Origin of the sequence: Mesorhizobium sp. L103C131B0 (assembly GCF_000502275.1) — a bacterium.
Lineage (GTDB): Bacteria > Pseudomonadota > Alphaproteobacteria > Rhizobiales > Rhizobiaceae > Mesorhizobium.
The window spans coordinates 179,916-205,847 of the sequence record NZ_AYXC01000016.1; the positions used below are offsets into that span (position 1 = coordinate 179,916).

Annotated in this window: 22 protein-coding genes and 1 pseudogene; 14 read left to right on the forward strand and 9 right to left on the reverse strand. The window is 63.8% G+C overall.

Annotated features, from left to right (window positions below):
• Positions 1 to 151: 151 nt before the first annotated feature.
• Complete coding sequence (locus X730_RS142040) at positions 152 to 2,335, reverse strand: primosomal protein N' (protein WP_023827096.1); 2,184 nt, start codon at positions 2,333 to 2,335, stop codon at positions 152 to 154.
• A gap of 90 nt (positions 2,336 to 2,425) precedes the next feature.
• Here X730_RS142040 and fsa point away from each other — a divergent pair, with 90 nt between their 5' ends.
• Positions 2,426 to 3,082, forward strand: coding sequence for a fructose-6-phosphate aldolase (gene fsa, locus X730_RS142035; protein WP_023688874.1), 657 nt, complete (start codon positions 2,426 to 2,428; stop codon positions 3,080 to 3,082).
• A gap of 83 nt (positions 3,083 to 3,165) precedes the next feature.
• On the opposite strand, the gene lptE is transcribed toward fsa, so the two are convergent.
• Positions 3,166 to 3,762, reverse strand: coding sequence for an LPS assembly lipoprotein LptE (lptE, locus tag X730_RS142030; protein WP_023698237.1), 597 nt, complete (start codon positions 3,760 to 3,762; stop codon positions 3,166 to 3,168).
• The gene (leuS, locus tag X730_RS142025; protein ID WP_023827097.1) at positions 3,749 to 6,376 is read right to left on the reverse strand and encodes a leucine--tRNA ligase; all 2,628 of its coding nucleotides are present in this window, start codon (positions 6,374 to 6,376) and stop codon (positions 3,749 to 3,751) included. Before leuS ends, lptE begins: the two co-directional genes overlap by 14 nt.
• A 148-nt stretch (positions 6,377 to 6,524) precedes the next feature.
• Between leuS and X730_RS142020 the strand changes: the two genes are divergently transcribed.
• The 4 genes from X730_RS142020 to X730_RS142005 all read left to right on the forward strand — a co-directional run bounded on the left by X730_RS142020 (position 6,525) and on the right by X730_RS142005 (position 9,115).
• A complete protein-coding gene (locus X730_RS142020) occupies positions 6,525 to 7,187 on the forward strand; it encodes a YggS family pyridoxal phosphate-dependent enzyme (RefSeq protein WP_023827098.1) in 663 nt (220 codons plus the stop codon).
• 90 nt (positions 7,188 to 7,277) lie between these two features.
• On the forward strand, positions 7,278 to 7,532 hold the full coding sequence (locus tag X730_RS142015; protein ID WP_023684084.1) for a type II toxin-antitoxin system Phd/YefM family antitoxin: 255 nt from the start codon (positions 7,278 to 7,280) through the stop codon (positions 7,530 to 7,532).
• On the forward strand, positions 7,532 to 7,933 hold the full coding sequence (locus X730_RS142010) for a type II toxin-antitoxin system VapC family toxin (RefSeq protein WP_023827099.1): 402 nt from the start codon (positions 7,532 to 7,534) through the stop codon (positions 7,931 to 7,933). The genes X730_RS142015 and X730_RS142010 overlap by 1 nt, the downstream gene beginning before the upstream one ends.
• A 132-nt stretch (positions 7,934 to 8,065) precedes the next feature.
• Positions 8,066 to 9,115 (forward strand): aldo/keto reductase, encoded by a 1,050-nt coding sequence (locus X730_RS142005; RefSeq protein WP_023827100.1) that lies wholly within the window; start codon positions 8,066 to 8,068, stop codon positions 9,113 to 9,115.
• Positions 9,116 to 9,166: 51 nt separating this feature from the next.
• Here the strand turns inward: X730_RS142005 and X730_RS142000 are convergent, their stop codons facing one another.
• On the reverse strand, positions 9,167 to 10,075 hold the full coding sequence (locus X730_RS142000) for a LysR family transcriptional regulator (protein ID WP_023827101.1): 909 nt from the start codon (positions 10,073 to 10,075) through the stop codon (positions 9,167 to 9,169).
• 123 nt (positions 10,076 to 10,198) lie between these two features.
• On the opposite strand from X730_RS142000, the pseudogene X730_RS01000000164720 reads away from it, so the two are divergent.
• Positions 10,199 to 11,342: pseudogene (locus X730_RS01000000164720) on the forward strand (MFS transporter).
• Positions 11,343 to 11,385: 43 nt separating this feature from the next.
• Positions 11,386 to 12,420: an aldo/keto reductase gene (locus tag X730_RS141995; protein WP_023688867.1), complete on the forward strand. Its 1,035-nt coding sequence runs from the start codon at positions 11,386 to 11,388 to the stop codon at positions 12,418 to 12,420.
• Between the two features lie 60 nt (positions 12,421 to 12,480).
• Here X730_RS141995 and X730_RS141990 read toward each other — a convergent pair whose 3' ends face one another.
• Positions 12,481 to 12,753 (reverse strand): usg protein, encoded by a 273-nt coding sequence (locus X730_RS141990; RefSeq protein WP_023668649.1) that lies wholly within the window; start codon positions 12,751 to 12,753, stop codon positions 12,481 to 12,483.
• 305 nt (positions 12,754 to 13,058) lie between these two features.
• Between X730_RS141990 and acs the strand changes: the two genes are divergently transcribed.
• Both acs and X730_RS141980 read left to right on the forward strand, forming a co-directional pair.
• Positions 13,059 to 15,014, forward strand: coding sequence for an acetate--CoA ligase (gene acs, locus X730_RS141985; RefSeq protein ID WP_023827102.1), 1,956 nt, complete (start codon positions 13,059 to 13,061; stop codon positions 15,012 to 15,014).
• Positions 15,015 to 15,023: 9 nt separating this feature from the next.
• The gene (locus X730_RS141980) at positions 15,024 to 15,761 is read left to right on the forward strand and encodes an MOSC domain-containing protein (protein ID WP_023827103.1); all 738 of its coding nucleotides are present in this window, start codon (positions 15,024 to 15,026) and stop codon (positions 15,759 to 15,761) included.
• 66 nt (positions 15,762 to 15,827) lie between these two features.
• Here X730_RS141980 and X730_RS141975 read toward each other — a convergent pair whose 3' ends face one another.
• Both X730_RS141975 and X730_RS141970 read right to left on the reverse strand, forming a co-directional pair.
• Positions 15,828 to 17,096, reverse strand: coding sequence for a cyclopropane-fatty-acyl-phospholipid synthase family protein (locus tag X730_RS141975; RefSeq protein WP_023747329.1), 1,269 nt, complete (start codon positions 17,094 to 17,096; stop codon positions 15,828 to 15,830).
• A gap of 387 nt (positions 17,097 to 17,483) precedes the next feature.
• Positions 17,484 to 18,353, reverse strand: a complete 870-nt coding sequence (locus tag X730_RS141970; protein ID WP_023827104.1) for a transglutaminase family protein — start codon at positions 18,351 to 18,353, stop codon at positions 17,484 to 17,486.
• Positions 18,354 to 18,533: 180 nt separating this feature from the next.
• Between X730_RS141970 and X730_RS141965 the strand changes: the two genes are divergently transcribed.
• Positions 18,534 to 19,199 carry an HAD-IA family hydrolase gene (locus tag X730_RS141965; RefSeq protein WP_023827105.1) on the forward strand — a complete coding sequence of 222 codons (666 nt, stop codon included), beginning with the start codon at positions 18,534 to 18,536 and terminating at the stop codon, positions 19,197 to 19,199.
• Positions 19,200 to 19,358: 159 nt separating this feature from the next.
• Here X730_RS141965 and X730_RS141960 read toward each other — a convergent pair whose 3' ends face one another.
• A complete protein-coding gene (locus tag X730_RS141960; protein ID WP_023827106.1) occupies positions 19,359 to 19,565 on the reverse strand; it encodes a DUF1674 domain-containing protein in 207 nt (68 codons plus the stop codon).
• 105 nt (positions 19,566 to 19,670) lie between these two features.
• On the opposite strand from X730_RS141960, the gene htpX reads away from it, so the two are divergent.
• Positions 19,671 to 20,696 carry a zinc metalloprotease HtpX gene (gene htpX / locus X730_RS141955; protein ID WP_023827107.1) on the forward strand — a complete coding sequence of 342 codons (1,026 nt, stop codon included), beginning with the start codon at positions 19,671 to 19,673 and terminating at the stop codon, positions 20,694 to 20,696.
• Positions 20,687 to 22,072: an RsmB/NOP family class I SAM-dependent RNA methyltransferase gene (locus X730_RS141950; protein ID WP_023827108.1), complete on the forward strand. Its 1,386-nt coding sequence runs from the start codon at positions 20,687 to 20,689 to the stop codon at positions 22,070 to 22,072. Before htpX ends, X730_RS141950 begins: the two co-directional genes overlap by 10 nt.
• A gap of 19 nt (positions 22,073 to 22,091) precedes the next feature.
• Here the strand turns inward: X730_RS141950 and X730_RS141945 are convergent, their stop codons facing one another.
• Positions 22,092 to 23,024: a phytanoyl-CoA dioxygenase family protein gene (locus X730_RS141945; RefSeq protein ID WP_023827109.1), complete on the reverse strand. Its 933-nt coding sequence runs from the start codon at positions 23,022 to 23,024 to the stop codon at positions 22,092 to 22,094.
• Positions 23,025 to 23,117: 93 nt separating this feature from the next.
• On the opposite strand from X730_RS141945, the gene X730_RS141940 reads away from it, so the two are divergent.
• On the forward strand, positions 23,118 to 23,957 hold the full coding sequence (locus X730_RS141940; RefSeq protein WP_023693199.1) for an AraC family transcriptional regulator: 840 nt from the start codon (positions 23,118 to 23,120) through the stop codon (positions 23,955 to 23,957).
• A gap of 217 nt (positions 23,958 to 24,174) precedes the next feature.
• Entirely contained in the window at positions 24,175 to 25,899 is a 1,725-nt protein-coding gene (locus X730_RS141935; protein WP_023693200.1) for a heparinase II/III family protein, read from the forward strand.
• Positions 25,900 to 25,932 lie beyond the last annotated feature (33 nt).

The following is a 25,932-nucleotide window of genomic DNA, read 5'->3' on the forward strand; positions in this document are numbered from 1 at the left end:
ACATTTATTTTGTGGCTTTTCAAATCAGGATTAGTCAGCGAACGGATGAGAGCCGGGTACATGAACGGCGCGCATTTTAGCCGGCACTAAGATGCTGAGTTTTCTTGACAAACGGCTTACGGGCGGCCGGCGGCGGCGTCAGCCTTTGTGCTTACAAGAAGCTCTGCGGATCGATGTCGACCTGCACGCGGACCGAGCCGCGCTGCTTCGGCCCTTCGGCCAGCATGGTGCGGATGAAGCCTTGGATGTCGGCGCGCTTTTCACCCTGGATCAGCAAACGGAAACGATGGCGCCCACCGAGCAGCGACAGCGGCGCCTCGGCCGGACCGAGCACGAACAGGTCGCTGGCCTGGGGTGCTGCACGGCGCAGGCCGCGCGCGTGGCCTTCGGCCTCGGCCCGCGTCACCGCACTGACGATGACGCCGGCAAGCCTGCCGAAGGGCGGCAGGGCTGCCCGTTCGCGCTCAGTGATCTCGCGTTCGTAAAAGGCCTCGGCATCGCCCGAGACGATCGCCCGCATCACCGGATGGTCCGGCTGGAAAGTCTGCAGCAGGCCGAGGCTCTTCTTGCCGGTGCGGCCGGCGCGGCCGGTCACCTGGCTGAGCAACTGGAAGGTGCGCTCAGCGGCGCGGGGATCGCCATTGGCGAGGCCGAGATCGGCATCGACGACACCGACCAGCGTCATGTTGGGAAAGTTATGGCCCTTGGCGACCAGCTGCGTGCCGATGACGATGTCGGCCTCGCCATTGGCAATGGCCTCGAGCTCCAGCCGCAGCCGGCGCACTCCACCCATCAAATCGGATGACAGGACGATCGTGCGCGCGTCGGGGAAATGCGCCACGACTTCTTCAGCTATCCGCTCGACGCCAGGCCCGCAGGCGACCAGATGGTCGAGCGTGCCGCATTCCGGGCAAGCCTCCGGCCGCTTCTCATTGTGCCCGCAATGATGGCAGACGAGTTGGCCGCGAAAGCGGTGCTCGACCAGCCAGGCCGAACAAACCGGGCAGCCGAAGCGGTGGCCGCAGACACGGCACAGCGTCAGCGGCGCATAGCCGCGCCGGTTGAGGAACAGCAGCGACTGCTCCTTCTTCTCCAGCGTACGTTGCATCTGGTCGATCAGCAGCGGCGACAGAAAGCCGCCGCGGGCCGGCGGCGCGCGCCGCATGTCGATCGTCTTGAGATCGGGAAGCGCGGCTTCGGCAAAGCGCGCCGACAGCACCGCCCTGCTGTAGCGGCCCTGCTGCGCATTGACCCGGCTTTCGACCGATGGCGTCGCCGACGCCAGCACCACCGGGAAGCCGCTGATATGGCCGCGCACCACCGCCATGTCGCGGGCATTGTAGAAGACACGGTCCTCCTGCTTGTAGGCAGGGTCGTGCTCCTCGTCGACGACGATCAGCCCGAGCTCGCGGAACGGCAGGAACAGCGCCGAGCGTGCGCCGGCGACGACGCGCACGCCGCCTTCCGCCACCTGTCGCCAGACCTTTTCGCGCATCCGGGGCGGCAGGTCGGAATGCCATTCCGCCGGCTTGGCGCCGAAGCGCTGCTGAAAGCGTTCGAGGAAGGCATGCGTCAGCGCGATCTCCGGCAAAAGGATCAACACCTGCCTGCCCTGATCGAGGGCTGCCGCCACCGCCTCGAAATAAACTTCCGTCTTGCCCGAGCCGGTGACGCCGTCGAGCAGCGTGACGTTGAAGGCAGCGGCCGCGACATTGGCGCGCAGCATGGCGGCCGCGTCTGCCTGGTCCGGCATCAGCTCCGGCATGGCGTAGGAGGGATCGGGCGCCGCGACCACCGGTCGAGGCGGGATCATCACCGTCTCGAACACGCCTTGCGCCTTGAGCCCCTCGACCACCGTCGACGACACGCCCGCCGCGTGCGCCAGGCCGGATCGCGTCCAGGCAAGCCCCTCTTCCGCCGTCTCCAGCACGCGCGACCTGGCATCCGTCATCCGGTCGGGCATGACGAGGGTCCGCTGCAGGCCCTCGATCCATGGTTCGGGATCGAACGCCTCCGGCGCGCGCAACAGCATGCGCGCCACCATGCCGGGCGGCGACAGCGTGTACTGCGCCAGCCAGTCGACAAAGCGGCGCATGCCGCGGTCGATCGGCGGGCAGTCGAAGACCTGTTCGATCGGGCGCAGCTTTTTGGCGTCGATATTCTCGACCGCACCATCCCAGACGATGCCGGCAACCTGGCGCGGACCGAGCGGCACGCGCACGATCGAGCCCGGCACCACGCGCACGCCGGCAGGCACAGCGTAGGTGTAGGGCCGTTCGGCCGGCATCGGCACCAGCACCGGCGCGGCTGCGACAAAGGGCGAATCTTCGATCATCGGGCGTGACCTTGCCCCGACTTTGGTCTAGATCAAAGGGCAACCCCGAATGTGCATGGCATGCACATGGAAATCTTTCAGGAGACCCCCATGAAATTTTTTGTCGACACCGCTGACATCAAGGACATCAAGGAACTGAACGACCTGGGGCTGCTCGACGGCGTGACCACCAATCCCTCGCTGATCCTGAAATCCGGCGGCAAGATCGCCGAGGTCACCAAGCAGATCTGCGACATCGTCAAGGGCCCGGTTTCGGCCGAGGTCGTTGCGGTCGAATACAAGGACATGATGGCCGAGGCCAACATCCTGGCCAAGATCGCCGACAATGTCTGCATCAAGGTGCCGCTGACGCTCGACGGCCTGCGCGCCTGCAAGACGATCCGCACCGAGATGAACCGCATGGTCAATGTAACGCTGTGCTTCTCGGCCAACCAGGCGCTGCTGGCGGCCAAGGCCGGCGCCTCGTTCATCTCGCCCTTCGTCGGCCGCGTCGACGATACCGGCGCGGACGGCATGGAACTGATCCAGGAGATCCGGCAGATCTACGACAATTACGATTTCGACACCGAGATCCTCGTCGCTTCGGTTCGCACCGTGAACCACGTCAAGCAGGCAGCCCTGATCGGCGCCGATGTCGTTACCGCGCCGGCCGCGACGCTGAAGGCGCTGGTCAAGCACCCGTTGACCGACAAGGGCCTGGATCAGTTCGCTGCCGACTGGGCCAAGACCGGCCAGAAGATCGGCTGAGATCGGGTTCGATACAAAAAGGCCGGGAAACCGGCCTTTTTATTGCGGACTGCTAAAGTCGAGTTGGCAAGGCTAGGAAACGCTCAGGCCTTCTTGCCGTGCCTGACCAAATCCTGGGCGACCGACAGGCTCACCATTTCAGCCAGTTCGCGTGCGGCGCGGTTCTCGGCGTCGAGCTGCGCCCGGTAGGAGGCGAACTCCTGCGTCGGCTTGTCGAAAGATGATGGGATCGACCGCTTGCCGGTGGCGATCACCACGCCGGTCCTGGCATCGGTCAGCACATAGTTTGCGGTCAGCGTTACCGTGCCTGCCGTCGGCTCGTCTTCGTCGGTCTGAATCTGCACCACCGCGGCCGATTCGACCAGTTCGGTGACACCGAGATCGAGCATGTAGACCGGTGCCGTCGTCTCGCCGGCACCCTGGCCGAAGGCGAAGATCAGATTGTTGCGGACCTGCTGGGCATAGCGGGTCTTGACCGGCTTGACCGCGATCGAGGCGAGCTCCGCCGACGCGCTGACAGTCGAGCCTGCCGTCAGCGGCGCGCTCGAATAGAGCGGCCTGACCGTGCAGGCCGAAACCAGCGTCATCGAGGCCACCAGCCCGCAGAGCGCGGTGCGGCGCAGCACATGCGTCGTCTTTCCGAAGTCAAGCCCCGTCTTTTTGAAATCAGGCAACGACATTGACGATCCTCTGCGGCACGATGATCACCTTGCGGGGCGCCTTACCTTCCAGCGCTTTCTGCACGAAGTCGAGAGCCAGAACCGCTTTTTCGACCGCACCTTGGTCCGCGTCGCGGGCAATTGTCAAATCGCCGCGCTTCTTGCCGTTGACCTGAACCGGCAGCACGATCTCGTTGTCGACCACCAGCGCCGGGTCGTAGACCGGCCATGGCCGTTCGGCGACCAGATCGGTGCCGCCGAGCGTGTGCCAGCACTCTTCGGCCAGATGCGGCATGACCGGCGCGACCACATGCACAAGGATCTCCACCGCCTCGCGGCAGGCGCCTTTCAGCGCCGCATCGGCCTTGCCCTCGGCAACGTCGTTGAGCGGCGCGGTCAAGGCATTGGCAAGTTCGTAGATGCGGGCGATGGCCCGGTTGAAGCCGAGCTTCTCGATATCCTCGCCGATCGCTTTCAGGATCTTGTGTGCGGCCTTGGAAACGGCACCGGCCTCGCCATCCTGCGCCGCCTGTGGCTTGACGCCATCGAGCGTCTCGGCGGCGATCGACACCAGGCGCCAGACACGCTGGATGAAACGGTGCGCGCCGGCGGCGCCATCGTCCGTCCACTCGACGTCGCGCTCGGGCGGCGAATCCGACAGCATGAACCAGCGTGCGGTGTCGGCGCCGTAGCCGTCGGTGATGTCTTCCGGGCTTACCGTATTCTTCTTCGACTTCGACATCTTTTCGAGTGAGCCGATCGCCGCCTCTTCGCCGGTGGCGATCTCGATGGCGCGGCGCTTGCCGCCGACATCCTCGATCCTGACCTCAGCCGGCGACAGCCAGCGGCCATTGTTCGACGCACCGCCGACGCGGTAGGTCTCATGCACCACCATGCCTTGCGTGAACAGGCCCTTGAATGGCTCGGCCAGGTCGAGATGCCCGGTCGCACGCATGGCGCGGGTGAAGAAGCGCGAATAGAGCAGATGGAGGATCGCGTGCTCGATGCCGCCAATATACTGGTCGACGGCCAGCCAGTCATCGGCAGCCTTGGGCTCCGTCGGCTCATTGGCCCAGGGCGCGGTGAAGCGCGCGAAATACCAGGACGAATCGACGAACGTGTCCATCGTGTCGGTCTCGCGGCGCGCATCCTTGCCGCATTGCGGGCACTTCACATGCCGCCAGGTCGGGTGGCGGTCGAGCGGATTGCCGGGACGGTCGAACTCGATGTCGTCGGGCAGCTTGACCGGCAGGTCGGCCTTCGGCACCGGCACGACGCCGCAATCCTCGCAATGGATCATCGGGATCGGGCAGCCCCAGTAGCGCTGACGCGAAATGCCCCAGTCGCGCAAGCGGAAGTTCACCTTGCGCTCCGCCATTGGCCGCCCGCCTATGGTCTTCTGCTCCAGGAGCTTTGCCACCTCGTCGAACGCCTGCTCCGGCTTCAGGCCGTCGAGGAAACGCGAATTGATCATCACGCCGTCATCGACATAGGCCTCTTCCGTGACATGGAAGGTCTTGGCGTCGGCATCTTCCGGCATCACCACCGGGATCACCGGCAGGCCGTATCTGTTGGCGAAATCGAGGTCGCGCTGGTCGCCCGACGGGCAGCCGAATATGGCGCCGGTGCCGTATTCCATCAAAACGAAATTCGCGACGTAGACCGGCAGGGTCCACGAGTCGTCGAACGGATGCACGACGCGGATGCCGGTGTCGAAACCTTTCTTCTCGGCCGTCTCCAGTGCGGCCACCGACGTGCCCATATGCCTGATTTCGTCGATGAACTTGGCCAGATCGAGATTGGTCTCGGCGGCCTTCCTGGCCAGCGGATGGTCGGCGGCAACCGCCATGAACGACGCGCCGAAAATGGTGTCGGGCCTGGTCGTGTAGACCTCCAGTTCCTTCGCATCGCCAACCGGAGCGGCCAGCGGCCAGCGGATCAGCAGCCCTTCCGAGCGGCCGATCCAGTTCTGCTGCATCAGCTTGACCTTTTCCGGCCACTCGCCGAGACCATTCAGCGAGTCCAGCAGGTCCTGCGCGTAGTCGGTGATCTTGAAGAACCACTGCGTCAGCTCGCGCTGTTCGACCAGCGCGCCCGAGCGCCAGCCACGGCCGTCGATGACCTGCTCGTTGGCGAGCACCGTCATGTCCTCCGGGTCCCAGTTGACCTTGGAGGATTTGCGCGTCACCAGCCCCTTTTCGACGAAATCGAGGAACAGCATCTGCTGGCGGTGGTAATAGTCGACGTCGCAGGTGGCGAACTCACGCGCCCAGTCCAGCGACAGGCCCATCATCTTGAGCTGCTCGCGCATGGCGGCGATGTTGGCGTAGGTCCATTCCTTGGGATGGACCTTGTTCTGCATCGCCGCGTTTTCAGCCGGCATGCCGAAAGCGTCCCAGCCCATCGGGTGCAGCACGTTGAAGCCCTTGGCCCGCTTGTAGCGCGCCACCACATCACCCATCGTGTAGTTGCGGGTGTGGCCGATGTGGATCTTCCCCGAGGGATAGGGGAACATCTCCAGCACGTAGTATTTCGGCTTTGGATCGTTGTTATGCGCTTCGAACAGCTTCTTTTCGGCCCAGGCCTTCTGCCATTTGGGCTCTGACGCGCGCGGATTGTATCGTTCGGTTGCCATCGGATGATTTTCACTTAAAAGCAGGCGCAGACCGCCGGACAAGGCCCGGTGGCCAAGGTAAATGTCGTCGCGGTGTTCACCATGGATTGCCGGACCCGTCAACTGCGGCGAGCCGGCCAAGACGATTAAAGACAGGCAGGATATGGACATGGCCAGCGCCGTCGAACAGTTTTTCGCCGTCAAGACGAGGATCGCTGCCGCCGAGCGCGAGGCCGGCCGCGACGCCGGTTCGGTGACGCTGGTTGCGGTGTCGAAGACTTTTGAGGCCGACGTCATCCGCCCGGTCATCGAGGCTGGCCAGCGCGTCTTCGGCGAAAACCGCGTCCAAGAAGCGCAAGGCAAATGGCCGGCCTTGAAAGCCGAATTCCCCGACATCGAGCTTCATCTCATCGGCCCGCTGCAGTCGAACAAGGCGAAGGAAGCCGTTGCGCTCGCCGACGTCATCGAGACGGTCGACCGCGAGAAGATCGCCGCCGAGCTCGCCAAGGAGATCGTGCGCCAGGGCCGCGCACCAAAGCTTTATGTCCAGGTCAATACCGGTTCGGAGCCGCAAAAGGCCGGCATCGAGCCGCGCGACGCCGTCGCCTTCGTCGCCCGCTGCCGCGATGTCCATGGCCTCGCCATCGAAGGCCTGATGTGCATCCCGCCGGCCGACGAAAACCCCGGCCCGCATTTCGCCTTGCTGGAAAAGCTCGGCAAAGAGGCCGGGGTCGCAAAACTGTCGATGGGCATGTCCGGCGACTTCGAGACCGCCATAGCCTTCGGCGCCACCAGCGTCCGCGTCGGCTCGGCGATTTTTGGCGGCCGATAACCTCGGTGATCTCGCGGCCCTAACAGTAGCATTTGTTGCTGCATCGCTGCAGCAATGCTATATCTAGCCAAGCTAGCTAGGTATACTTCCATGAACTGGCATCTGCAGGACGCAAAAAACAATCTCTCGAAGCTGGTTCAGCAGGCTCGTGAAAAGGGCCCGCAGACCATCACCTTGCGTGGAAAGCCCGCTGCTGTCGTGTTGGCCGCTGAAGAATACGAAAGGCTCGTCGGCTCTAAGCCCTCACTTGCGGAATACCTTCTTTCCGGTCCCGAGTGGGACGACGACTTCGTCGAAGAGGTCAATCGCCGCTCCAAGGGGCCCGGCAGAGACGTGGACCTCTGATGTTTCTTCTGGACACGAACGTCGTGTCGGGTGCGCGAAAGCGAGAGGGGCCAGTGGCGGATTGGATAATCAAGCAAGAGCGCCAGTCTCTGTTTCTAAGCGTCATCACGCTCGGTGAAATCGCACGCGGAATCGAAATGAAGCGGCGAAACGACCCCGACACTGCAAACCATTTAGCAGCGTGGTTCCACGGTCTGCGCCACAGCTACGAAAACCGAATTCTCGGCATAGACGAGAGCATCGCTGCCCAATGGGGTCGCATCTCCGCGATCCGCACGCGCGGCGACGCAGATGGGCTTATAGCCGCGACGGCGCTCTTCCACGACCTCATACTGGTCACACGCAACGTCGCCGATTTCGACGATACTCGCGTCACAATGTTCAACCCTTGGGAAGCCTGACCCGCCTGTGTTGATTCGGTGTTGGGGTCGGCCGCAGGTTGAGCCAGAGCCGGCCCATCATTGCGCCACGACTGGAAACGAAACGCGCCGTTCCTATTTGCTTGGCGTCATCACCAATCTGCTGGAGCCACCATGCGCTACAATCAACTCGGAAATACGGGGATGTTTGTCTCCGAACTCTGCCTCGGCACCATGACCTTCGGCGCCGCCGGCGAGAATGCCCAATGGGGCCTGATCGCCAGCCTCGACCAGAAGGGCGTCAACGACATCGTCAGCCGTTCCATCTCCGCCGGCGTCAATTTCTTCGACACGGCCGACGTTTATTCCTTCGGCCAGTCCGAACGCCTGCTCGGCCAGTCGCTCAGGGATCTCGGCGTGAAGCGCTCGGACGTCGTCATCGCCACCAAGGTGCATGGCGCCATGGGCCAGGGCCCGAACGAGCGCGGCTCTTCGCGCGGCCACATCATGGATTCGGTCGAAGGCAGCCTGGAGCGGCTGCAGCTCGACCATATTGATCTCTACCAGTTGCACGGCACCGACACGGTGACGCCGATCGACGAGACGCTGCGGGCGCTCGACGACCTCGTCGCCAGCGGCAAGGTCCGCTATGTCGGCGTCTCCAACTGGCAGGCTTGGCGTATCGCCAAGGCTCTGGGCATTACCGAGCGCAAGGGCTTTTCCCGCTTCGAGACCATCCAGTCCTACTATTCGATCGCCGGTCGCGACCTCGAACGCGAGATCGTGCCGCTCATCAACGAGGAAAAGCTCGGCCTGATGGTGTGGTCGCCGATGGCCGGCGGCCTGCTGTCGGGCAAATACGGTCCCGGCGCGCCCGGCAATGGCGAAGGCCGCCGCGCTGGCTTCAACTTCCCGCCGGTCGATGAGGACCGCGCCTGGGCGGCTGTCACCGTCATGCGCGACATCGCCCAGAAGCACGGCGTCAGCGTCGCCACGGTGGCGCTCGGCTATGTCCTGGCCAAACCTTTCGTCATGAGCGTCATCATCGGCGCCAGCCGCATGGAGCAGTTGGAGCAGAACCTTGCCGCCACTGAGCTGAAGCTCGACGCCGACGATCTGGCCAAACTGGACGAGGTCAGCGCGCTGCCGGCCGAATATCCCGGCTGGATGCTGGAGCGTCAGGGCGCCGGTCGCCGCCCGGCGCCGTTCACCCCGAAGAAATAGTCATCGCTGTCGCCTGATGCTTGGGGGGTCATCTGGCTCCCCAACGTCTTTTCAGCTCATCCGCACGCTCTCGACCAGAAAGTCGAGAAACGCCCGCACCCGTGCGGGCAAATGCCGGCCCTGGCCGACATAGACGGCGTGGGTAGGCTCCTCGTCGCCCGGATTGAAATCCTCCAGCAGCGCCGTCAGCCGCCCCGCCGCGATGTCATCGGCCACATGCCAGTGTGCCAGCCGGGCGATGCCGGCGCCGCCGACCGCCATCAACCGCATCGACTCGCCATCGCCGACCAGCGTGTTTCCGGTGATCGGCACCATGACGGCGTTCCCGGTTGCATCGACAAACGACCAGCCATCGACATGCCGGACAAAGCCGAAAGCCATGCGATTGTGCCGGTCGAGATCTGCTGGAACCAGCGGCGTGCCATGCGTCTTGAGATAGGACGGTGCGGCAACGACTGTCATCCGGCTTTGCCCGAGCTTGCGCGCCACCAGCCGCGACTCGCCGAGCGGCCCGGCGCGGATGGCGACGTCGGCACGCTCAGCCATCAAATCGATGACGCTGTCGGTCAGCACCAGATCGACCGAAATCTCGGGATAGCGTTCGAGGAAATCAGGCAGCAGCGGGATCAGCCGATGCACCCCGAAGGGCACATAGGAGTTGACGCGCAGCCGTCCGCGCGGCGCGGCACCCACGGCCGCCTCGCGCTCGGCCGCCGCCATATCGGCCAGGATGCGCACCCCGCTGTCATAGAACGCCGTCCCTTCCGGCGTCAGCTGCAGCTTGCGCGTCGAGCGCGTGACCAGCCGCGCGCCGAGCCTTGCCTCCAGTCGCGCGATCAGCTTGCTCACCGCCGACGGTGTCATACGCAGCGAACGAGCCGCAGCCGAGAAACTGCCCGCCTCGACGACGCGGACGAACACTTCGATCTCGCCGGAACGGTTGATATCGGGTCTGGCCATTTGTGAATCTATTTCACAGGAAATATGCCCAAGGCAAGTCTGGTTCACAAGGCATGGCAACACGATCTCTGCGGTCGGGGCGCGGGTCTGGTCGCGTTCATCGAGTTCGAACTGGAAACCGCCATGCCTCTTGCTCTCTACGCCCTCGCTGCCGGCGCCTTCGGCATCGGTGTCACCGAATTCGTCATCATGGGGCTGCTGATCGATGTCAGCAAAGATCTCGGAGTCTCGATCTCGGCCGCCGGCCAGTTGATTTCGGGCTACGCGTTGGGCGTCGTCATCGGCGCGCCGCTTTTGACCATCGCCACCGGCAACTGGCCCCGCAACACCGTCCTTCTGGCCCTTATGGCGATCTTCACGCTCGGCAACCTCGCCTGTGCGATCGCCCCCGACTACTGGACGCTGATGGGCGCCCGCATCATCACCGCCTTTGCCCATGGCACTTTCTTTGGCGTCGGCTCGGTGGTCGCCACCGGCCTGGTCGCGCCCAACAAGAAAGCCTCGGCGATCGCGCTGATGTTCACCGGCCTGACTATCGCCAACATCCTCGGCGTGCCCTTCGGCACTTGGCTCGGCCAGACCTTCGGCTGGCGCGCCACCTTCTGGGCCGTAACCCTGGTCGGCTTGGCAGCCTTTGCCGTCATCCTGCTTCTGGTGCCGCGCAGCAAGGAAGCGCCCGAGAAGACCAATCTGCGCGCCGACCTCGCAGTGCTGCGCCGCACGCCGGTGCTGCTCGGCCTCGCCACCACCGTGCTCGGCTATGCCGGCGTCTTCGCCGTCTTCACCTACATCGCCCCGCTGCTCACCGAGNCTCGTCTTCGGTGGCGGTCTTATCGCCGGCAATCTGCTTGGCGGCAAGGTCGCCGACCGCTGGCTGGTGCCGGCGGTGCTCGGCAGCCTCGTGGTGCTGGCGTTGGTGCTGGCCACAATGACCTTCGCCGTCCACAGCCAAATCCTGGCCGTCATCTATGTCGGCCTGCTTGGTGCCGCCGCCTTCGCCACCGTGGCGCCGCTGCAGATGTGGGTGCTGGAAAAGGCGCAAGGCGCGGGCCAGAGCCTCGCCTCGTCCTTCAACATCGCCGCCTTCAACCTCGGCAATGCCGCCGGCGCTTGGCTTGGCGGCGCGGTGATTGCCCATGACCTCGGCCTCGGCTCACTAACCTGGATCGCCGCTTTGCTGCCGGTCGCGGCTCTTGGCGTCGCTGCCCTGGCGCTGCGCCTCGATCGCGCCCCCACAATCGGGGTGCCGGTCTGCGCCCAGTCATGAGCATCACGCGCAATCCTTCTTCGACATCATCAAGGAGCATAAAATGGATTATCGACGTCTCGGCGCATCGGGCCTGAAAGTGCCCGCACTCTCTTTCGGCGCCGGCACTTTCGGCGGCTCCGGGCCGCTGTTCGGGGCCTGGGGCAACAGCGATGCCAAGGAAGCGCGGCGGCTGATCGACATCTGCCTCGAGGCCGGCGTCAATCTGTTCGACACCGCCGATGTCTATTCGAACGGCGCCTCCGAGGAAGTGCTTGGCGAAGCCATCAAAGGCCGCCGCGACGCGGTGCTGATCTCGACCAAGACTTCGCTGCCGATGGGCGACAGACCGGCCGACTACGGCTCGTCGCGCTCGCGGCTGATCAAAGCCGTCGACGCCGCCCTGAAGCGCATGGGCACCGATTACATCGACCTGTTGCAGCTGCACGCCTTCGATGCCGGCACGCCGATCGAGGAGGTGTTGTCGACGCTGGACGACCTCGTGCGCGCCGGCAAGCTGCGCTATGTCGGCGTCTCCAACTTCTCCGGCTGGCAGGTGATGAAATCGCTGGCGGAAGCTGACAAGCATGCTTATCCGCGCTACGCCGCGCATCAGGTCTACTACTCGCTGGTCGGTCGCGACTATGAATGGGAGCTGATGCCGCTCGGTATCGACCAGGGCATCGGCGCGCTGGTGTGGAGCCCGCTCGGCTGGGGCCGCCTGACCGGCAAGATCCGCCGCGGCCAGCCCCTGCCGGAAAAGAGCCGGCTGCACGACACCGCCGATTTCGGCCCGCCGGTCGCGGACCAACATCTCTACCGGGTCATGGATGCGCTTGATGCGATGGCTGAAGAGACCGGCAAGACCGTGCCGCAGATCGCCATCAACTGGCTGTTGCGGCGCCCGACCGTGTCCTCGGTCATCATCGGCGCCCGCAACGAGGAACAGCTGCGCCAGAACCTCGGCGCCGTCGGCTGGGCATTGACGCCGGAGCAGGTCAAAAAGCTCGACGCCGCAAGCGAAGTGACCGCGCCCTACCCGTACTTCCCTTATCGCCGCCAGGAAGGTTTCGCCCGACTGAACCCGCCTGCGGTGTGATCGCACGACGTTGAAGCTGCCAATCTCCCCCCTTGCGGGGGAGATCAGCTATACTGCCGCTCAGTGCAGCACGAACTCCCCATCCACCTTCCGCCATTCGTTCGGCGCGATCAGCTTCTGGTGCGTGTAGCTGATCGAATGCAGCGGCCCGTCGAGCCTGGCCTTCCAGAACTCGATGAACTTGATCAGCACCGGAAACTTCGGCGCCAGATCGTAATCCTGCCAGATGAAGCTCTGCAGCAGATGCGGGTGGTCGGGAAAATGGTACAGAATCTTGGCCGTGGTCAGGCCATACCCCTTGAGCATCAGGTCCATTTCGGAATGATCGCGCATGACAGCCCCTTGGCCTAGTTGATTCTCCATTCCTCCCAACACCGAATTGTGCGCGCCGTTCCTTAACTGTCTATGATTTTCCTGATCCCAGTCGGGTTTTATGCACGAAAACATGCAGTTAGCAGCGACCGCTGCCGAGTGCTGATACAACCGAGACGGGAGCTGCGGCATCCCGCCACGCGAATCCAACGTCTAATGTTGCCGTCAGCGCGGAACTGTTAATAATGCCGCCGAATTCGCGGCTGCGTCGCCGTGATCCTGGCTGTGGTCAAGCCGGCGGGGTGGTTTGGGAGGAAAGTGAAGACATGTCCGAGGTGAAGATCCACCGCGTCCAGCCGGCGTGGAAGAAGAATGCGCTGATCGACAATGACACCTACCTCAAATGGTATGCTGACAGCGTGAAGAATCCGGACAAGTTCTGGGGCAAGCACGGCAAGCGCATCGACTGGTTCAAGCCGTTCAGCAAGGTCAAGAACACCTCCTTCGAGGGCAAGGTCTCGATCAAATGGTTCGAGGACGGCGAAACCAACGTCTCCTACAACTGCATCGACCGCCATTTGAAGAAGCGCGGCAACCAGACAGCCATCATCTGGGAAGGCGACAATCCCTACGACGACAAGAAGATCACCTATAACGAGCTCTACGAGCATGTCTGCCGGCTCGCCAATGTGATGAAGAAGCACGGCGTCAGGAAGGGCGACCGCGTCACCATCTACATGCCGATGATCCCGGAAGCCGCCTACGCGATGCTGGCTTGCACCCGCATCGGCGCCATTCACTCGATCGTCTTCGGCGGCTTTTCACCGGACGCCTTGGCCGGCCGCATCGATGACTGCAAGTCGACCTTCGTCATCACGGCCGACGAGGGCTTGCGCGGCGGCAAGCCGATCCCGCTGAAGGAAAACACCGACAGAGCGATCGAAATCGCCGCCAAGGCCGGCACCAAGGTCGAAAAAGTGGTCGTCGTTCGCCGCACCGGCGGCAAGACCGGCTGGGTCCAGGGACGCGACATCTGGTACCATGACGAGATCGCCACGGTGAAAGGCGACTGCAAGCCGGAGAAGATGAAGGCCGAGGATCCGCTGTTCATCCTCTATACCTCAGGTTCGACCGGCAAGCCGAAGGGCGTGCTGCACACCACCGCCGGCTATCTCGTCTATGTCTCGATGACCCACCAATATGTCTTCGACTACCATGATGGCGATATCTACTGGTGCACCGCCGATGTCGGTTGGGTCACCGGCCACAGCTATATCGTCTATGGCCCGCTCGCCAACGGCGCCACCACGCTGATGTTCGAGGGCGTGCCGAACTACCCCTCGCAGTCGCGCTTCTGGGAAGTCATCGACAAGCACAAGGTCAACATCTTCTACACCGCGCCGACGGCACTGCGCGCGCTGATGGGCGCCGGCGACGAACCGGTGAAGAAGACCTCGCGCAAGTCGCTGCGCGTGCTGGGCTCGGTCGGCGAACCGATCAATCCGGAAGCTTGGGAGTGGTATTTCAACATCGTCGGCAACGGCAAGGTGCCGATCGTCGACACATGGTGGCAGACCGAGACCGGCGGCATTCTGATCACGCCGCTGCCCGGCGCCACTGACCTCAAGGCCGGTTCGGCGACGCGGCCCTTCTTCGGCATCAAACCGCAACTGGTCGACGGCGAAGGCAAGGTGCTGGAAGGGGCGGCCGACGGCAATCTCTGCATCGCCGATTCCTGGCCCGGCCAGATGCGCACGGTCTATGGCGATCACGACCGCTTCGTGCAGACCTATTTCTCCACCTACAAGGGCAAATACTTCACCGGAGACGGCTGTCGCCGCGACGCCGATGGCTATTACTGGATCACCGGCCGCGTCGACGACGTCATCAACGTTTCCGGCCACCGCATGGGAACGGCCGAGGTCGAATCGGCGCTCGTCAGCCATGAGAAGGTTTCGGAAGCAGCTGTCGTCGGCTATCCCCACGACATCAAGGGCCAGGGCATCTACAGCTACGTTACCTTGATGAAAGGCGTGGAGCCGAGCGAGGAACTGCGCAAGGAGCTTGTCGCCCATGTCCGCAAGGAGATCGGCGCCATCGCCTCGCCCGACAAGCTGCAGTTCGCGCCCGGACTGCCGAAAACCCGCTCCGGCAAGATCATGCGCCGTATCCTGCGCAAGATCGCCGAGGACGATTTTTCCGCACTCGGCGATACCTCGACACTGGCTGATCCGGCCGTGGTCGATGATCTGATCGCCAACCGCCAGAACAAGAAGGGCTGAAGGGATTTGATGGCTGCACTGGGCGCAGTCACGGAGCTCTGGCGTTACCCCGCAAGTTCGCTTGCCGGCGAACGCCAGGACGCCATTTCGGTCGGCCTTGAAACCATCGACGGCGACCGGCTGTTCGGCCTTGTCGATGTCTCGGATAATGAGATCGCGCGGCCGGACCGCGACGCCAAGTGGCACAAGGTGCCGCGCATCCGCACCCGGCTGAGCAAGGACCGCAAGCTGGAGATCGCCGTTCCCGACGGCGACTGGCTGATAGCGCCGGGCGCTGAATGCGACAGCGCCGTCTCGGCCTATCTCGGCTTCGCCGCCTCGATCCGGCCGTTCAGCCAGGACAACGCCCCCGGCTACACCGGCCCGCTCACCGCGGCGCGCTACCGCAAAGCGCCGATCCATCTCTTGACCACCGCATCGCTGGCGCGGCTAAAGGCGCTGCACCCCGAAGGCATTCCCGATCCGCGCCGCTTCCGCCCCAACATTGTCGTCGACATGGCGGCGGTCGAGAGCTCGTTTCCCGAGACCGAATGGATTGGCCGCAAGCTTGCCATCGGCGACCTGCTGGTGACCGTCTCGGAGCCGTGCCGCCGCTGCGGCTTCACCATCATCAGCCAGGACGGCTTCGACCACGATCCCGGCATCCTGCGCAATCTGGTCCGCCACAACGCCCATAATCTCGGCGTCTATTGCACTGTGGACAGGCCTGCCCGCGTCGAGATCGGCGCGCCGATGCGGTTCGTGTAGGCCTCTACCGCGAGGCAGCGAATCGCAGACCTTGGAAAGCGTGGGGTTCGGCCCCGAATCCTATCTCTACCGATACAGATCCGCCCGTGTCGGCGGCAGCCCGCTCGGGCCGCGTGCGCGTTTGGTGACGACGGTCTGAAAAATCTGCGCCGAGGCGCGCTCGAAGGTGATCGAGCAGCCGGTGAGATAAAGCAGCCACAGCCGTGCCTTGGCATCGCCGACTTCGGCGACCGCCTCGTCGAAGCGAGCCTGCAGCCGCTCGGCCCACAGCCGGCAGGTGCGCGCATAGTGCTCGCGCAGATTCTCGACGTCGTAGACCAGGAAGCCATGCGCCTCCAGATTGCCCAGCGTCATGCCGATCGTGTCGAGTTCGCCGCCTGGGAAAATGTATTTGAGCAGCGCCTTGAACTCCGGCCCCTTGCGCAAGGTTTTCTTCAAGTCGCCCTTGCTGCGCCTGGTGATGGCGTGGTGCAGATAGATGCCGCCGGGCTTCAGCAAGCGATGGATGGTCTTGAAATAGCTGGCGTGGTTGGCGAGGCCGAGATGCTCGAACATGCCGATCGACGATATCTTGTCGAAGGAGCCTTTGAGTTCCGCATAGGATTTGATCTCGATGGTGATGCGGTCCTGCAGCCCTTCGGCGCGGATGCGCTCGCGGGCGAGATCGGTCTGCGCCTGCGACAGCGACACGCCATGGCCGACGACGCCGTAATTTTTGGCCGCATGGATCAGCATGGCGCCCCAGCCGCAGCCGATGTCGAGCAGCTTTTCGCCCGATTTCAGCCTGAGCTTGCGGCAGATATGGTCGAGCTTGTCGGCCTGCGCCTGGTCGATGCCATTGGCGAAATCCGTAAAGTAGCCGCAGCTGTAGACCATGCGCTCGTCGAGGAAGAGCCGGTAAAAGGCATTCGAAATGTCGTAGTGATGCTGGATCGCCTCCTGGCTCGACCCGCTGACATAGGGGTTGCGACCCGACAGATCGGTGCGTGCACTCATCTGCTTGCGTGACAGGAGCACCGCCGGCAGGTCGCGCAGGATCGCCAGCTTCGGCAGCGACTTGAGCTTGGTCCTGAGCTTGCCTTGCGACGGCAGTGCATAAAAATCGAAAATCGTCCCGTCTTCGATGTCTATCGTCTTGGAAATCCACATCTCGATCAGCGTCGACAACGATGGCCGCTTCACCACCTGCCAGACGATGTCCTGGTCGTTGATGGTGAGCACGGGCCCGGTGGCGGGACCGATCCGCTCGCCGGTCCACAGCTTGACCGCAAAACCCGGCTTCAGCGTTTCGATCACCGTTCGCACGATGCGCGCGGCCTTCTCGGCTGCCTCCATGGCCATCCTCCCGAGTCCTGACAATCCACCTTGCATGGATTTTGCCCGCCCTGGCGGCTCTTCGCAACCCGGCGCAAAAGGCGGCTCGCCAGCTATTTCAAATCGGCATCTTGTTTTTTGCTGCAACGCACCCCATCATCTATACGTGTTCAACAAATCGAAAGGAGGTGATCCGATGTCGAGTGATTTCGTTTTCCAGAACGTGGCCTCAGCGGATTGCACTTTCGGGAAGCAGTCTTCCCGTTAAGGCGCGATAAGCGCGGCGGGTGACCTCGGTCGCCGCCATTGGCCGCGCCACGGACGGAAACACGGAAGGCCGCCGGCTTCGTCAAGGAGCGGCGGCCTTTTCCATTTCCGGATTGTGTGTCGAAGCGGATCAGAATCCGGTCACGCCAGCATCCGCGCGCTCACCGTCTTGTCGACGCCGTGATAGGGCGGGTTGAACAGATTGCCTTCCTGCTCGTAGGTCCAGACCTTGAACAGCGAAAGTTGGTGCGGGCCGAAGCTGTGCAGCAGCGGGACATCCGTGGCATCACGACCGCGCGCGATGACGACGCGGCCTATCCTCGGACGATTATGACGCGGGTCGAACGTGTACCATTTGCCGTCGAGGAACACTTCCATCCAGGCCGAAAAATCCATCGGCGCCGGGTCGGCCGGTACGCCGATGTCGCCGAGATAACCGTTCACATAGCGGGCCGGGATGTTCATGCAGCGGCAGAGCGTGATCGCCAGATGGGCGAAGTCGCGGCATACACCAACCTGCTCCTCATGCGCTTGGGCTGCGGTGCGCGTCGACCGCGCATAGCCATAGCCGAAGGACAGCCGGTTGTGGACATAGTCGACGATCGCCTGCACCCGCGCCCAGCCGGAGGGAACATGGCCGAAAAGCTGCCAGGCCAGACTGCTCAGATGATCGGTCTCGCAATAGCGGCTGCCGAGGAGGTAGCCGAGCACATCGTCCGGCAGTTCCGCCACCGGCACTTCCCTGGCCAGCGTGTTGACCTCGTCAGGCTCCCCGCTGTCCTCGACGACTGCGTCATAGAGAATGCGGAAACTGCCGGCGGGTGCGGTGAAGCGGCGGCAGGTATTGCCGAACAGATCGTGATAGACCTTGCTCGGCACTGAAGGCGACGTCAGCACGCGCGTCTGCCGTTTGATGTCGGCCTGACGATCCCTGTGGATATCAAGCAGCGAGATGACCGGCGTGGCGCCGACGCATTCAATGGCGATTTCGTAGCCGAGCCGGATCAGCACAATGATTGCCCCTTCGATCCCGTGGAAAACAGTATGCTCAAAACGCCAGAGGCGGGACCATGGTTCCCTGGAACTATCGAAAAGGCTCTCCCGCGGCTTCCCAGGCAGGCGTGGCGACGTTACGGTCGCACGACATGTTTCGACCCTCCCGAAACGATCCCTAACCCCGTGGAAAATCTGATGTTTGCAGGCAGAAAATTCGCCGCGTTCCTGTTCGATATGGATGGCACGGTGCTCAATTCGATCGCCTCGGCCGAGCGCGTCTGGGCGGCGTGGGCGCTTAAGCACGGTCTCGACGTCGAAGCCTTCCTGCCGACGATCCATGGCGTGCGGGCGGTCGAGACCATCACCAGGCTGGCGCTTCCCGGCCTCGACCCTGTTCATGAGGCGTTTGTGCTGTTGCAGGCCGAGTCGGACGATGTCGAAGGCGTGCTGCCGATCGCCGGCGCCGTGCCGTTCCTCAACGCTTTGCCGCCAGAGCGCTGGGCGATCGTCACCTCGGCGCCGCGCCCGTTGGCGCTGCTGCGCATGCGGGCCGCCGGCATCCCGGTTCCCGCCTTGGTGGTCGCGGCCGAGGATGTGTCGCACGGCAAGCCGGCGCCCGACTGTTTCCTGCTGGCGGCAAAACGGCTCGGCGTCGATATCGGCGACTGTCTGGTCTTCGAGGACGCACCGGCCGGTATCGCGGCGGCGGAAGCAGCGGGCGCGTCGGTGATGGTGATCAGCGCCACTCACCAGCATCCTATGACGACTCAGCACAACTCGATTAGCGGCTACGAAACCGTCTCCATCGCCATCGATGACAGCGGCTGGATGACGCTGGGAGCACAGCGCAGCGCGGCCTGAGGAACTGGAGGACTGGAGGAACTGGAGGACTGGAGGACTGGAGGACTGGAGGACTGGAGGACTGGAGGACTGGAGGACTGGAGGACTGGAGGACTGCAATGCGCCTTTTTCTTCAACTCTTCAGTTCACCAGTTCCCCAGTTCTTCCGTTCCTGAACCCCTAGAAATCGCTAGCCAGTCCCTTCACTTCCCAGTCGCCGTAGCGGCCGGGTTCCTTGCCGCCGCGGCCGCCGATTTCCTTCGGCAGCGCAGCTTCCTTCTGGCGATACGCTTCACGGCGCGCCTCGGCTTCAGCCAGCGCCCGGCTGGCCGCCGGCGTCAGGTCCGTCTCCCGGTCGGCATCGGCTTTGCTGGGTTGGTCGGTCATGCGATATTCCGGGCGGATTGAAACGAAGGGCGGCGTTTCCCATCATATAGCCATGAGTTCACCCCGATCGACCTTTTTTTGCCACGGCCGCACAGGGAGCAGACAATGAGCACGCTACGCACCACCATGCTCCTGGCCGCGATGACGGCGCTGTTCATGGGCGTCGGCTTTCTGATCGGCGGCACCGGCGGCATGATGATCGCCTTCCTGGTCGCCGCGGGCACCAATCTGTTCAGCTACTGGAATGCCGACAAGATGGTGCTGTCGATGAACCACGCCGTCGAGGTCAACGCGAAGAACGCGCCCGAATTCCACGCCATCGTCGAGGCGCTGGCCAAGCAGGCCGGCCTGCCGATGCCCAAGACCTATCTGATCGACAATCCGCAGCCGAACGCCTTCGCCACCGGCCGCAATCCCGAGAACGCCGCGGTCGCGGCCTCGACCGGGCTGCTGGAGCGCCTTTCGCATGAGGAGGTGGCGGCAGTCATGGCGCATGAGCTGGCCCACATCCAGCATCGAGACACGCTGACCATGACCATTGTCGCGACACTCGCCGGCGCCATCTCGATGCTCGGCAATTTCGCCTTCTTCTTCGGCGGTAGCCGCGACAACAACAACCCGTTCGGCTTTGTCGGCGTGCTGGTGGCGATGCTGGTCGCGCCCTTCGCCGCCATGATCGTGCAGATGGCGGTCAGCCGCACCCGCGAATACGAAGCCGACCGGCGCGGCGCCGAAATCGTTGGAAATCCGCTTTGGCTGGCATCAGCGCTTGACAAGATCGCCCGCGGCGCCGAACGCATCCGCAACCCGGATGCCGAACGCAATCCCGCGACCGCGCATCTCTTCATCATCAATCCCCTTCACGGCGAGCGCATGGACAGCCTGTTTTCGACCCACCCGAATACCGACAACCGCATCGCCGCGCTGCAGGCGATGGCGCGCGACATGGCAGGCCGCCAGCCGGCGCCGCGCCAAGCGCCGACGCCCGGGCAAACAGAAGAATTCCCGGCCGATGCCGTGCAAGGCCCGTGGGGCAAGGCAGCACGCCCCACTCCGCCGACCAGACCGGCCAAGCCGAAAGCCAATCCGTGGGGCCGCAATCCGACCGGACCCAAAGGTCCGTGGTCGTGAGCGGCGCCAGATCCCGGCCCGCACATTCAGGCGATCGCGAAAACAGCTCGGACGAATTCGTCGCCGGCCTCGCCGCGCGCAAGGCAGCGGCGCGGCTGCTGGCCGCCGTTATCGACGCCAAGACGCCGCTCGACGGGCTGACGGACCACGAGAACGGCCATCCGCAATACAAGGTGCTCGACCTGCGCGACCGCGGCCTGGTGCGCGCCATACTGGTGACCGCGCTGCGCTACCGCATGACCATTGCCGGGCTCCTCGCCCGCCGCCTTGAAAAGCCGCTGCCGCCCAACGCCACAGCTTTGTCGCACATCCTGCATGTTGCGGCGGCGCAGATCCTGTTCCTCGACATCCCCGACAGCGCCGCCGTCGATTTGGCTGTGACCCACGCCAAGTCGGACCCACGCACGCAGCGCTTTTCCGGCCTCGTTAATGGCGTGCTGCGCACTTTGGTGCGCGCCAAGGAGACCGAACTGCCGGCAGCTCTTGCCGCCACCGACGAGGCGCCAAAATGGTTCTCCGACCGGCTGAAGGCCGCCTATGGCGCCGAGATGACCAGACAGATCCTGGCGGCGCATCGCGTTGAGGCGCCGGTCGATTTCACGGTCAAGGCCGATCCCGAATTGTGGGCCGAAAAGTTCGGCGGCATCGTGCTGCCGACCGGCACGGTGCGAGTGGAAAAGCTCAGCGCCTCCGTCACCGAACTGCCGGGCTTCAGCGAAGGCGCATGGTGGGTCCAGGACGCCGCCGCCAGTTTTCCGGCGCGGCTGTTCGGCGATGTCAAAGGATTACGCGTCGCCGACCTCTGCGCCGCCCCCGGCGGCAAGACCGCTCAGCTTATCCTTGCCGGCGCCAAAGTCACCGCCTTGGACACCTCGAAGAACCGGCTGGCGCGGCTGACGCAGAACCTCGAACGGCTTGGGCTGTCCGCCGAGATCGTGCAGGCCGATCTGCTGAAATACCAGCCGGCGGAGCTTTTCGACGCCGTCCTGCTCGACGCGCCCTGCTCTTCCACCGGCACGGTTCGGCGCCACCCGGACGTGCAATGGACCAAGACGTTAGCCGACGTCGAAAAGCTAGCCGATCTGCAAGCAAAGCTGCTCGCCCGCGCCGTCACTTTGGTCAAACCGGGCGGCCGGATTGTTTTTTCCAACTGTTCGCTGGACCCGATCGAAGGCGAGGATCTGTATCGCGCCTTTCTGGCCGGCAACAAGACCGTCGCCGACGATCCGCTGCAGCCCGGCGAAATCGCTGGAATCGACGCCTTCCTGACCCCGCAAGGCACGCTGCGCACCACACCCGCCGATCTTGACCTTGGTTCGCCAGGGGTTTCCGGCCTTGACGGCTTCTTCGCCGCCCGCATGCGACGACTGGCCTGACTCCGACGCGACGACATGCCTAAAGCATGTCGTCCAAGGACCAGTGCTTCCCCCACCTTGCATCGATCTCATCATCGACATTCTGGTAGCGGATATCGGTGGAGAGCCGGATACGCCCCTCCGCGCTCTGGTTGGTCGTCGAGGCGTGGATCATGTAGGGCGAGTGGAGGACGACATCGCCGGCCTCGAAATCCGCGATCAGCCAGCGTGTATCGAACCGCTCCGCCATGTCGGGCAGGTCCTTCGACACCCAGCCGCCCTCGCTCATGTTCCTGTTGTAGGCGCTGATGCGCTCCTGCGGGCTCAGCCCGGCATTTTCCCTGGCGAACCGGGCCTCCATGTCGAGGCCGATGGGGTGCGATCCCTCGAGATAGACGAGGCCGCCCATGTCGACGGGAACGTCGCCGATCGGGATCCAGGCAGTGACGATGCGGCTGGTGCCGCCGCGCAGATAGACGAGGTCGTAATGCGCCGGCGTCGCCACAGTGGTGCCCGGTTGGGTGAAACGCATGATCTTGCGCTTGTGCAAATAGGACAGCCCGCCGACGAACGCATCCATCAGCCGGGCCATCCGGGGCTGTGCGCAGAACCCTTCATAGGCGGTGGAGCGAACCAGCGCCATCAACCGGCGATCGGCGAGCTGACGGTCGAACGTGCCGGCCGCCAGGCCAAGCGCGGGATCGGACCCGGGCTGCAGCAAGCCGGTGTCGGCCAGATACGAAAACACCCAGCCGCGAAAATCCATGACGTCGCGGCGCGGCAGGATACCTTTCAGCCAGACATAGCCTTGCTCGGCAAGGAGGCCGCGAATGGCATCGATGCCGACCCCGGCGTCGGTTGGCACGAGATGACCCAACCGGTTCGGCGCCATCGATAATGTCTTGCCGTTGGCGTTCAGATCGATTGACGCAACAGGAATCTGTCGTTGCGTGCCACCTGTTGAGCTTGACATTTCAGCCACCTGCGATTTTTTATCCTTAGCTGGAAATGTCATACTGTTCGCACACTCGCCCATGGACAGAACGAAGCCATGGACTTTTCGCTCATGAACGATCTCTCTTACGCACTCTACAGATCCGCACCGGCCGCGGCCGGCGGCCTGTCGGTTACAGGGATTGGTCGGCATCGCGTCACTCAGGCGATCCAAGCGCGCAAATTGCCGGAATTCGCCGTGGTGCTGATTGAGAACGGTCAAGGCTGGCTTGAAACCAGGACTGCCGGCATGCAGACGATCCAAGCGCCGGCCCTGTTCTGGCTGCTTCCCGGGAGAATGCATTCCTACGGGCCGGACGCATCGGGCTGGCTCGAACGCTGGGCGCTCTTCGACGGGGCCTTGATACGCGATTTCACCCGGCTGCGGCTGATCGCCGAGGACGCCCCTGTCGTCCCCTTGCGCGACCTCGGCAAAATGCAGCGGCTGTTCGACAGGCTGCACGGTGAGCTGTCGCTCGATACGATGCTGAGCCAGGCAGAAGCCGCCGCCACGATGCATCGCATCGTCGTGCGTGCTGCCCGCCAGGCAATGGATTGGAACAACCGTCAACGAAATCCCGGCTTCCAGCATGCCGACATGCAGCCCATCATCGACGAATTGCGCCGCTGCGCGTGCGACCCGGTGGATCTCGATGCCTTCGCCGCGAAATTCTCGATGTCGCCGGCAACCTTGCGGCGCAGATTTGCGCGGGCAGCCGGCATGTCGCCCAAGGCCTTCCAACTGCGCACGAGGCTCGACCGCGCCAAACAGATGCTGGCCGCCTCCGATTCGCCCATCGAGTCCATTGCGGCCGCCGTCGGCATCCACGACGCCTTCTATTTCTCCCGTCTGTTTCGCGACCGCGAAAACTGTTCGCCCAGCGAATTTCGGTCTCGCCACAACCGCAAGTGAGTGCCGGATTGCCGGGCTTAAGCCCGCGAAGCGCTTGACTTTTTTCGGGGTGGGTCGGTGGCCGGCAGCGTGAGGCGCTTCACGTCGGCGGAATTCGACTTCGCATAAGTTCTTGAATCATATAAGCTTGTGCTGGGGTACCGGAACATGATGCCGAAACCTGCGACGCGGTTTTCGGACGACAGCATGCTCTAGCTCCAGGCGACGAGGAGGGGTTTTGGCACTGGCTGCCGGCAGCACGACACGTCTGTGGACGCTTGTCGCTAAGGAGTTTTGGCGCAAGACGCGCCGGCGCCTTCGCGCAGGGCCAGTCTATCGCTGGCGCTATTCCGGGCGCACGCCCGAACGCGTCCTGATCGCACCGCCCGACCTCAGGCTCGCCGATCCGCAGATCGCGCTCGAGATTTATTATGGCCGCTATCCGCTGTCGGGACATCTGGTCGAGACCGGCGGCAAATCGCCATTCCAGATCGATGTCGCCAATCGCGGCTGGGTGAAGACGCTGCACGGCTTTCGCTGGCTGCGCCATATGCGCGCCGCCGGCACCGAGCTGGCCGCCGCCAATGCACGCGCGCTTGTCTCCGACTGGATCGCCATGCATGGCAACCAGATTTCCGGCATAGCCTGGGAGCCCGGCACCACCGCCAAGCGAGTCATTGCCTGGTTGCAACACTCCTCGGTTGTCCTACAAGGGGCCGAATTTCCGTTCTATCGCGCCTTCCTGAAATCGCTCGCCGTGCAGATCCGCTATCTCCGCTCGATGGCGCGCGAGATGCCGGACGGCAAGGACAGGCTGCGCGCTCGTATCGCGCTTGCCTTCGCCGCGCTGTCGCTGCCGGCGCCGGCCTCGGCACTGCGCGGCGCCACCCGCAACCTGGCGGAAGAACTCGACCGCCAGATCCTTCCCGATGGCGGCCATATTTCGCGCAACCCGATGGCGGTGCTCGAATTGCTCGCCGATCTCCTGCCGCTGCGTCAGACCTATGCCAACCAGGCCGAAACGCCACCGGCCGCCCTGATGGGCGCCATCGACCGCATGCTGCCGGCGCTGCGCTTCTTCCGCCATCAGGATGGCAGCCTCGCCCGCTTCAACGGCATGGGCGCCACCATCCACGACCGTATAGCCACCATCTTGCGCCACGACGACACCGCCGGCGCGCCGCTGCTGCACGCGCCGCATTCCGGCTATGAGCGCCTGTCGATGGGCGGCGTGACGGTGATTGCCGATACCGGCCCGTCGCCGGCCGTCGATGTGTCCAACGCCGCGCATGCCGGGTGCCTGGCCTTCGAACTCTCGTCCGGTCGCCAGCATTATATCGTCAATGCCGGCATCGACACCTATGGCGCTGCCGAGTTCCGGCCGCTGGCCCGTGCCACCGCGGCGCATTCGACCGCCACCATCAACGACACCTCGTCGGCGCGGTTTTCCCATTCGCTGCGCGTCAACGACCTGCTCGGCTCACCCTTGCTCGGCGGCCCGCAGCATGTGCCTTGCAAGCGCATCGACCAGAAGGGCACGCAAGGCTTCATCGCCCGCCATGACGGCTATATGCAGCGCTTTGGCTTCCTGCATGAGCGCGAGCTGAAACTGTCGAGCGAGGGCAATGTGCTCGCCGGCAGGGATCGCTTCCTCCGCCCGGGCGGTGCGGCGATCCGCAACAATGGCCGCGACTTCGTCGTGGTGCGCTTCCACATCCACCCTGATATCAACCTTTTGCAGGACGAGCATGACCGCCTGGTGCTGACCGCCGACCAGGCCGACACATGGGTGTTCACCTGCACCGAAGTGGTGCCGGAGGTCGAGGAATCGATCTATTTCGCCGGCCTTGGCGGCCCGCGCCGCAGCCGCCAGATCGTGCTCGCCTTCAAGGCCTCGGAGATCGCCGAGGTGCATTGGCAGCTCACGCGCACCGGCATCGCCGGCTATCCCGAGAACAGCTGAGCGTCGTTGCCGGCGCCGGCTTGATCGAGCTTC

Bases quoted from the DNA above. Each gene is read 5' to 3' on its own strand.
- X730_RS142040 (WP_023827096.1), bottom strand. From the start codon at position 2,335: ATGATCGAAGATTCGCCCTTTGTCGCAGCCGCGCCGGTGCTGGTGCCG.
- fsa (WP_023688874.1), top strand. From the start codon at position 2,426: ATGAAATTTTTTGTCGACACCGCTGACATCAAGGACATCAAGGAACTG.
- lptE (WP_023698237.1), bottom strand. From the start codon at position 3,762: ATGTCGTTGCCTGATTTCAAAAAGACGGGGCTTGACTTCGGAAAGACG.
- leuS (WP_023827097.1), bottom strand. From the start codon at position 6,376: ATGGCAACCGAACGATACAATCCGCGCGCGTCAGAGCCCAAATGGCAG.
- X730_RS142020 (WP_023827098.1), top strand. From the start codon at position 6,525: ATGGCCAGCGCCGTCGAACAGTTTTTCGCCGTCAAGACGAGGATCGCT.
- X730_RS142015 (WP_023684084.1), top strand. From the start codon at position 7,278: ATGAACTGGCATCTGCAGGACGCAAAAAACAATCTCTCGAAGCTGGTT.
- X730_RS142010 (WP_023827099.1), top strand. From the start codon at position 7,532: ATGTTTCTTCTGGACACGAACGTCGTGTCGGGTGCGCGAAAGCGAGAG.
- X730_RS142005 (WP_023827100.1), top strand. From the start codon at position 8,066: ATGCGCTACAATCAACTCGGAAATACGGGGATGTTTGTCTCCGAACTC.
- X730_RS142000 (WP_023827101.1), bottom strand. From the start codon at position 10,075: ATGGCCAGACCCGATATCAACCGTTCCGGCGAGATCGAAGTGTTCGTC.
- X730_RS141995 (WP_023688867.1), top strand. From the start codon at position 11,386: ATGGATTATCGACGTCTCGGCGCATCGGGCCTGAAAGTGCCCGCACTC.
- X730_RS141990 (WP_023668649.1), bottom strand. From the start codon at position 12,753: ATGCGCGATCATTCCGAAATGGACCTGATGCTCAAGGGGTATGGCCTG.
- acs (WP_023827102.1), top strand. From the start codon at position 13,059: ATGTCCGAGGTGAAGATCCACCGCGTCCAGCCGGCGTGGAAGAAGAAT.
- X730_RS141980 (WP_023827103.1), top strand. From the start codon at position 15,024: ATGGCTGCACTGGGCGCAGTCACGGAGCTCTGGCGTTACCCCGCAAGT.
- X730_RS141975 (WP_023747329.1), bottom strand. From the start codon at position 17,096: ATGGAGGCAGCCGAGAAGGCCGCGCGCATCGTGCGAACGGTGATCGAA.
- X730_RS141965 (WP_023827105.1), top strand. From the start codon at position 18,534: ATGTTTGCAGGCAGAAAATTCGCCGCGTTCCTGTTCGATATGGATGGC.
- X730_RS141960 (WP_023827106.1), bottom strand. From the start codon at position 19,565: ATGACCGACCAACCCAGCAAAGCCGATGCCGACCGGGAGACGGACCTG.
- htpX (WP_023827107.1), top strand. From the start codon at position 19,671: ATGAGCACGCTACGCACCACCATGCTCCTGGCCGCGATGACGGCGCTG.
- X730_RS141945 (WP_023827109.1), bottom strand. From the start codon at position 23,024: ATGTCAAGCTCAACAGGTGGCACGCAACGACAGATTCCTGTTGCGTCA.
- X730_RS141940 (WP_023693199.1), top strand. From the start codon at position 23,118: ATGAACGATCTCTCTTACGCACTCTACAGATCCGCACCGGCCGCGGCC.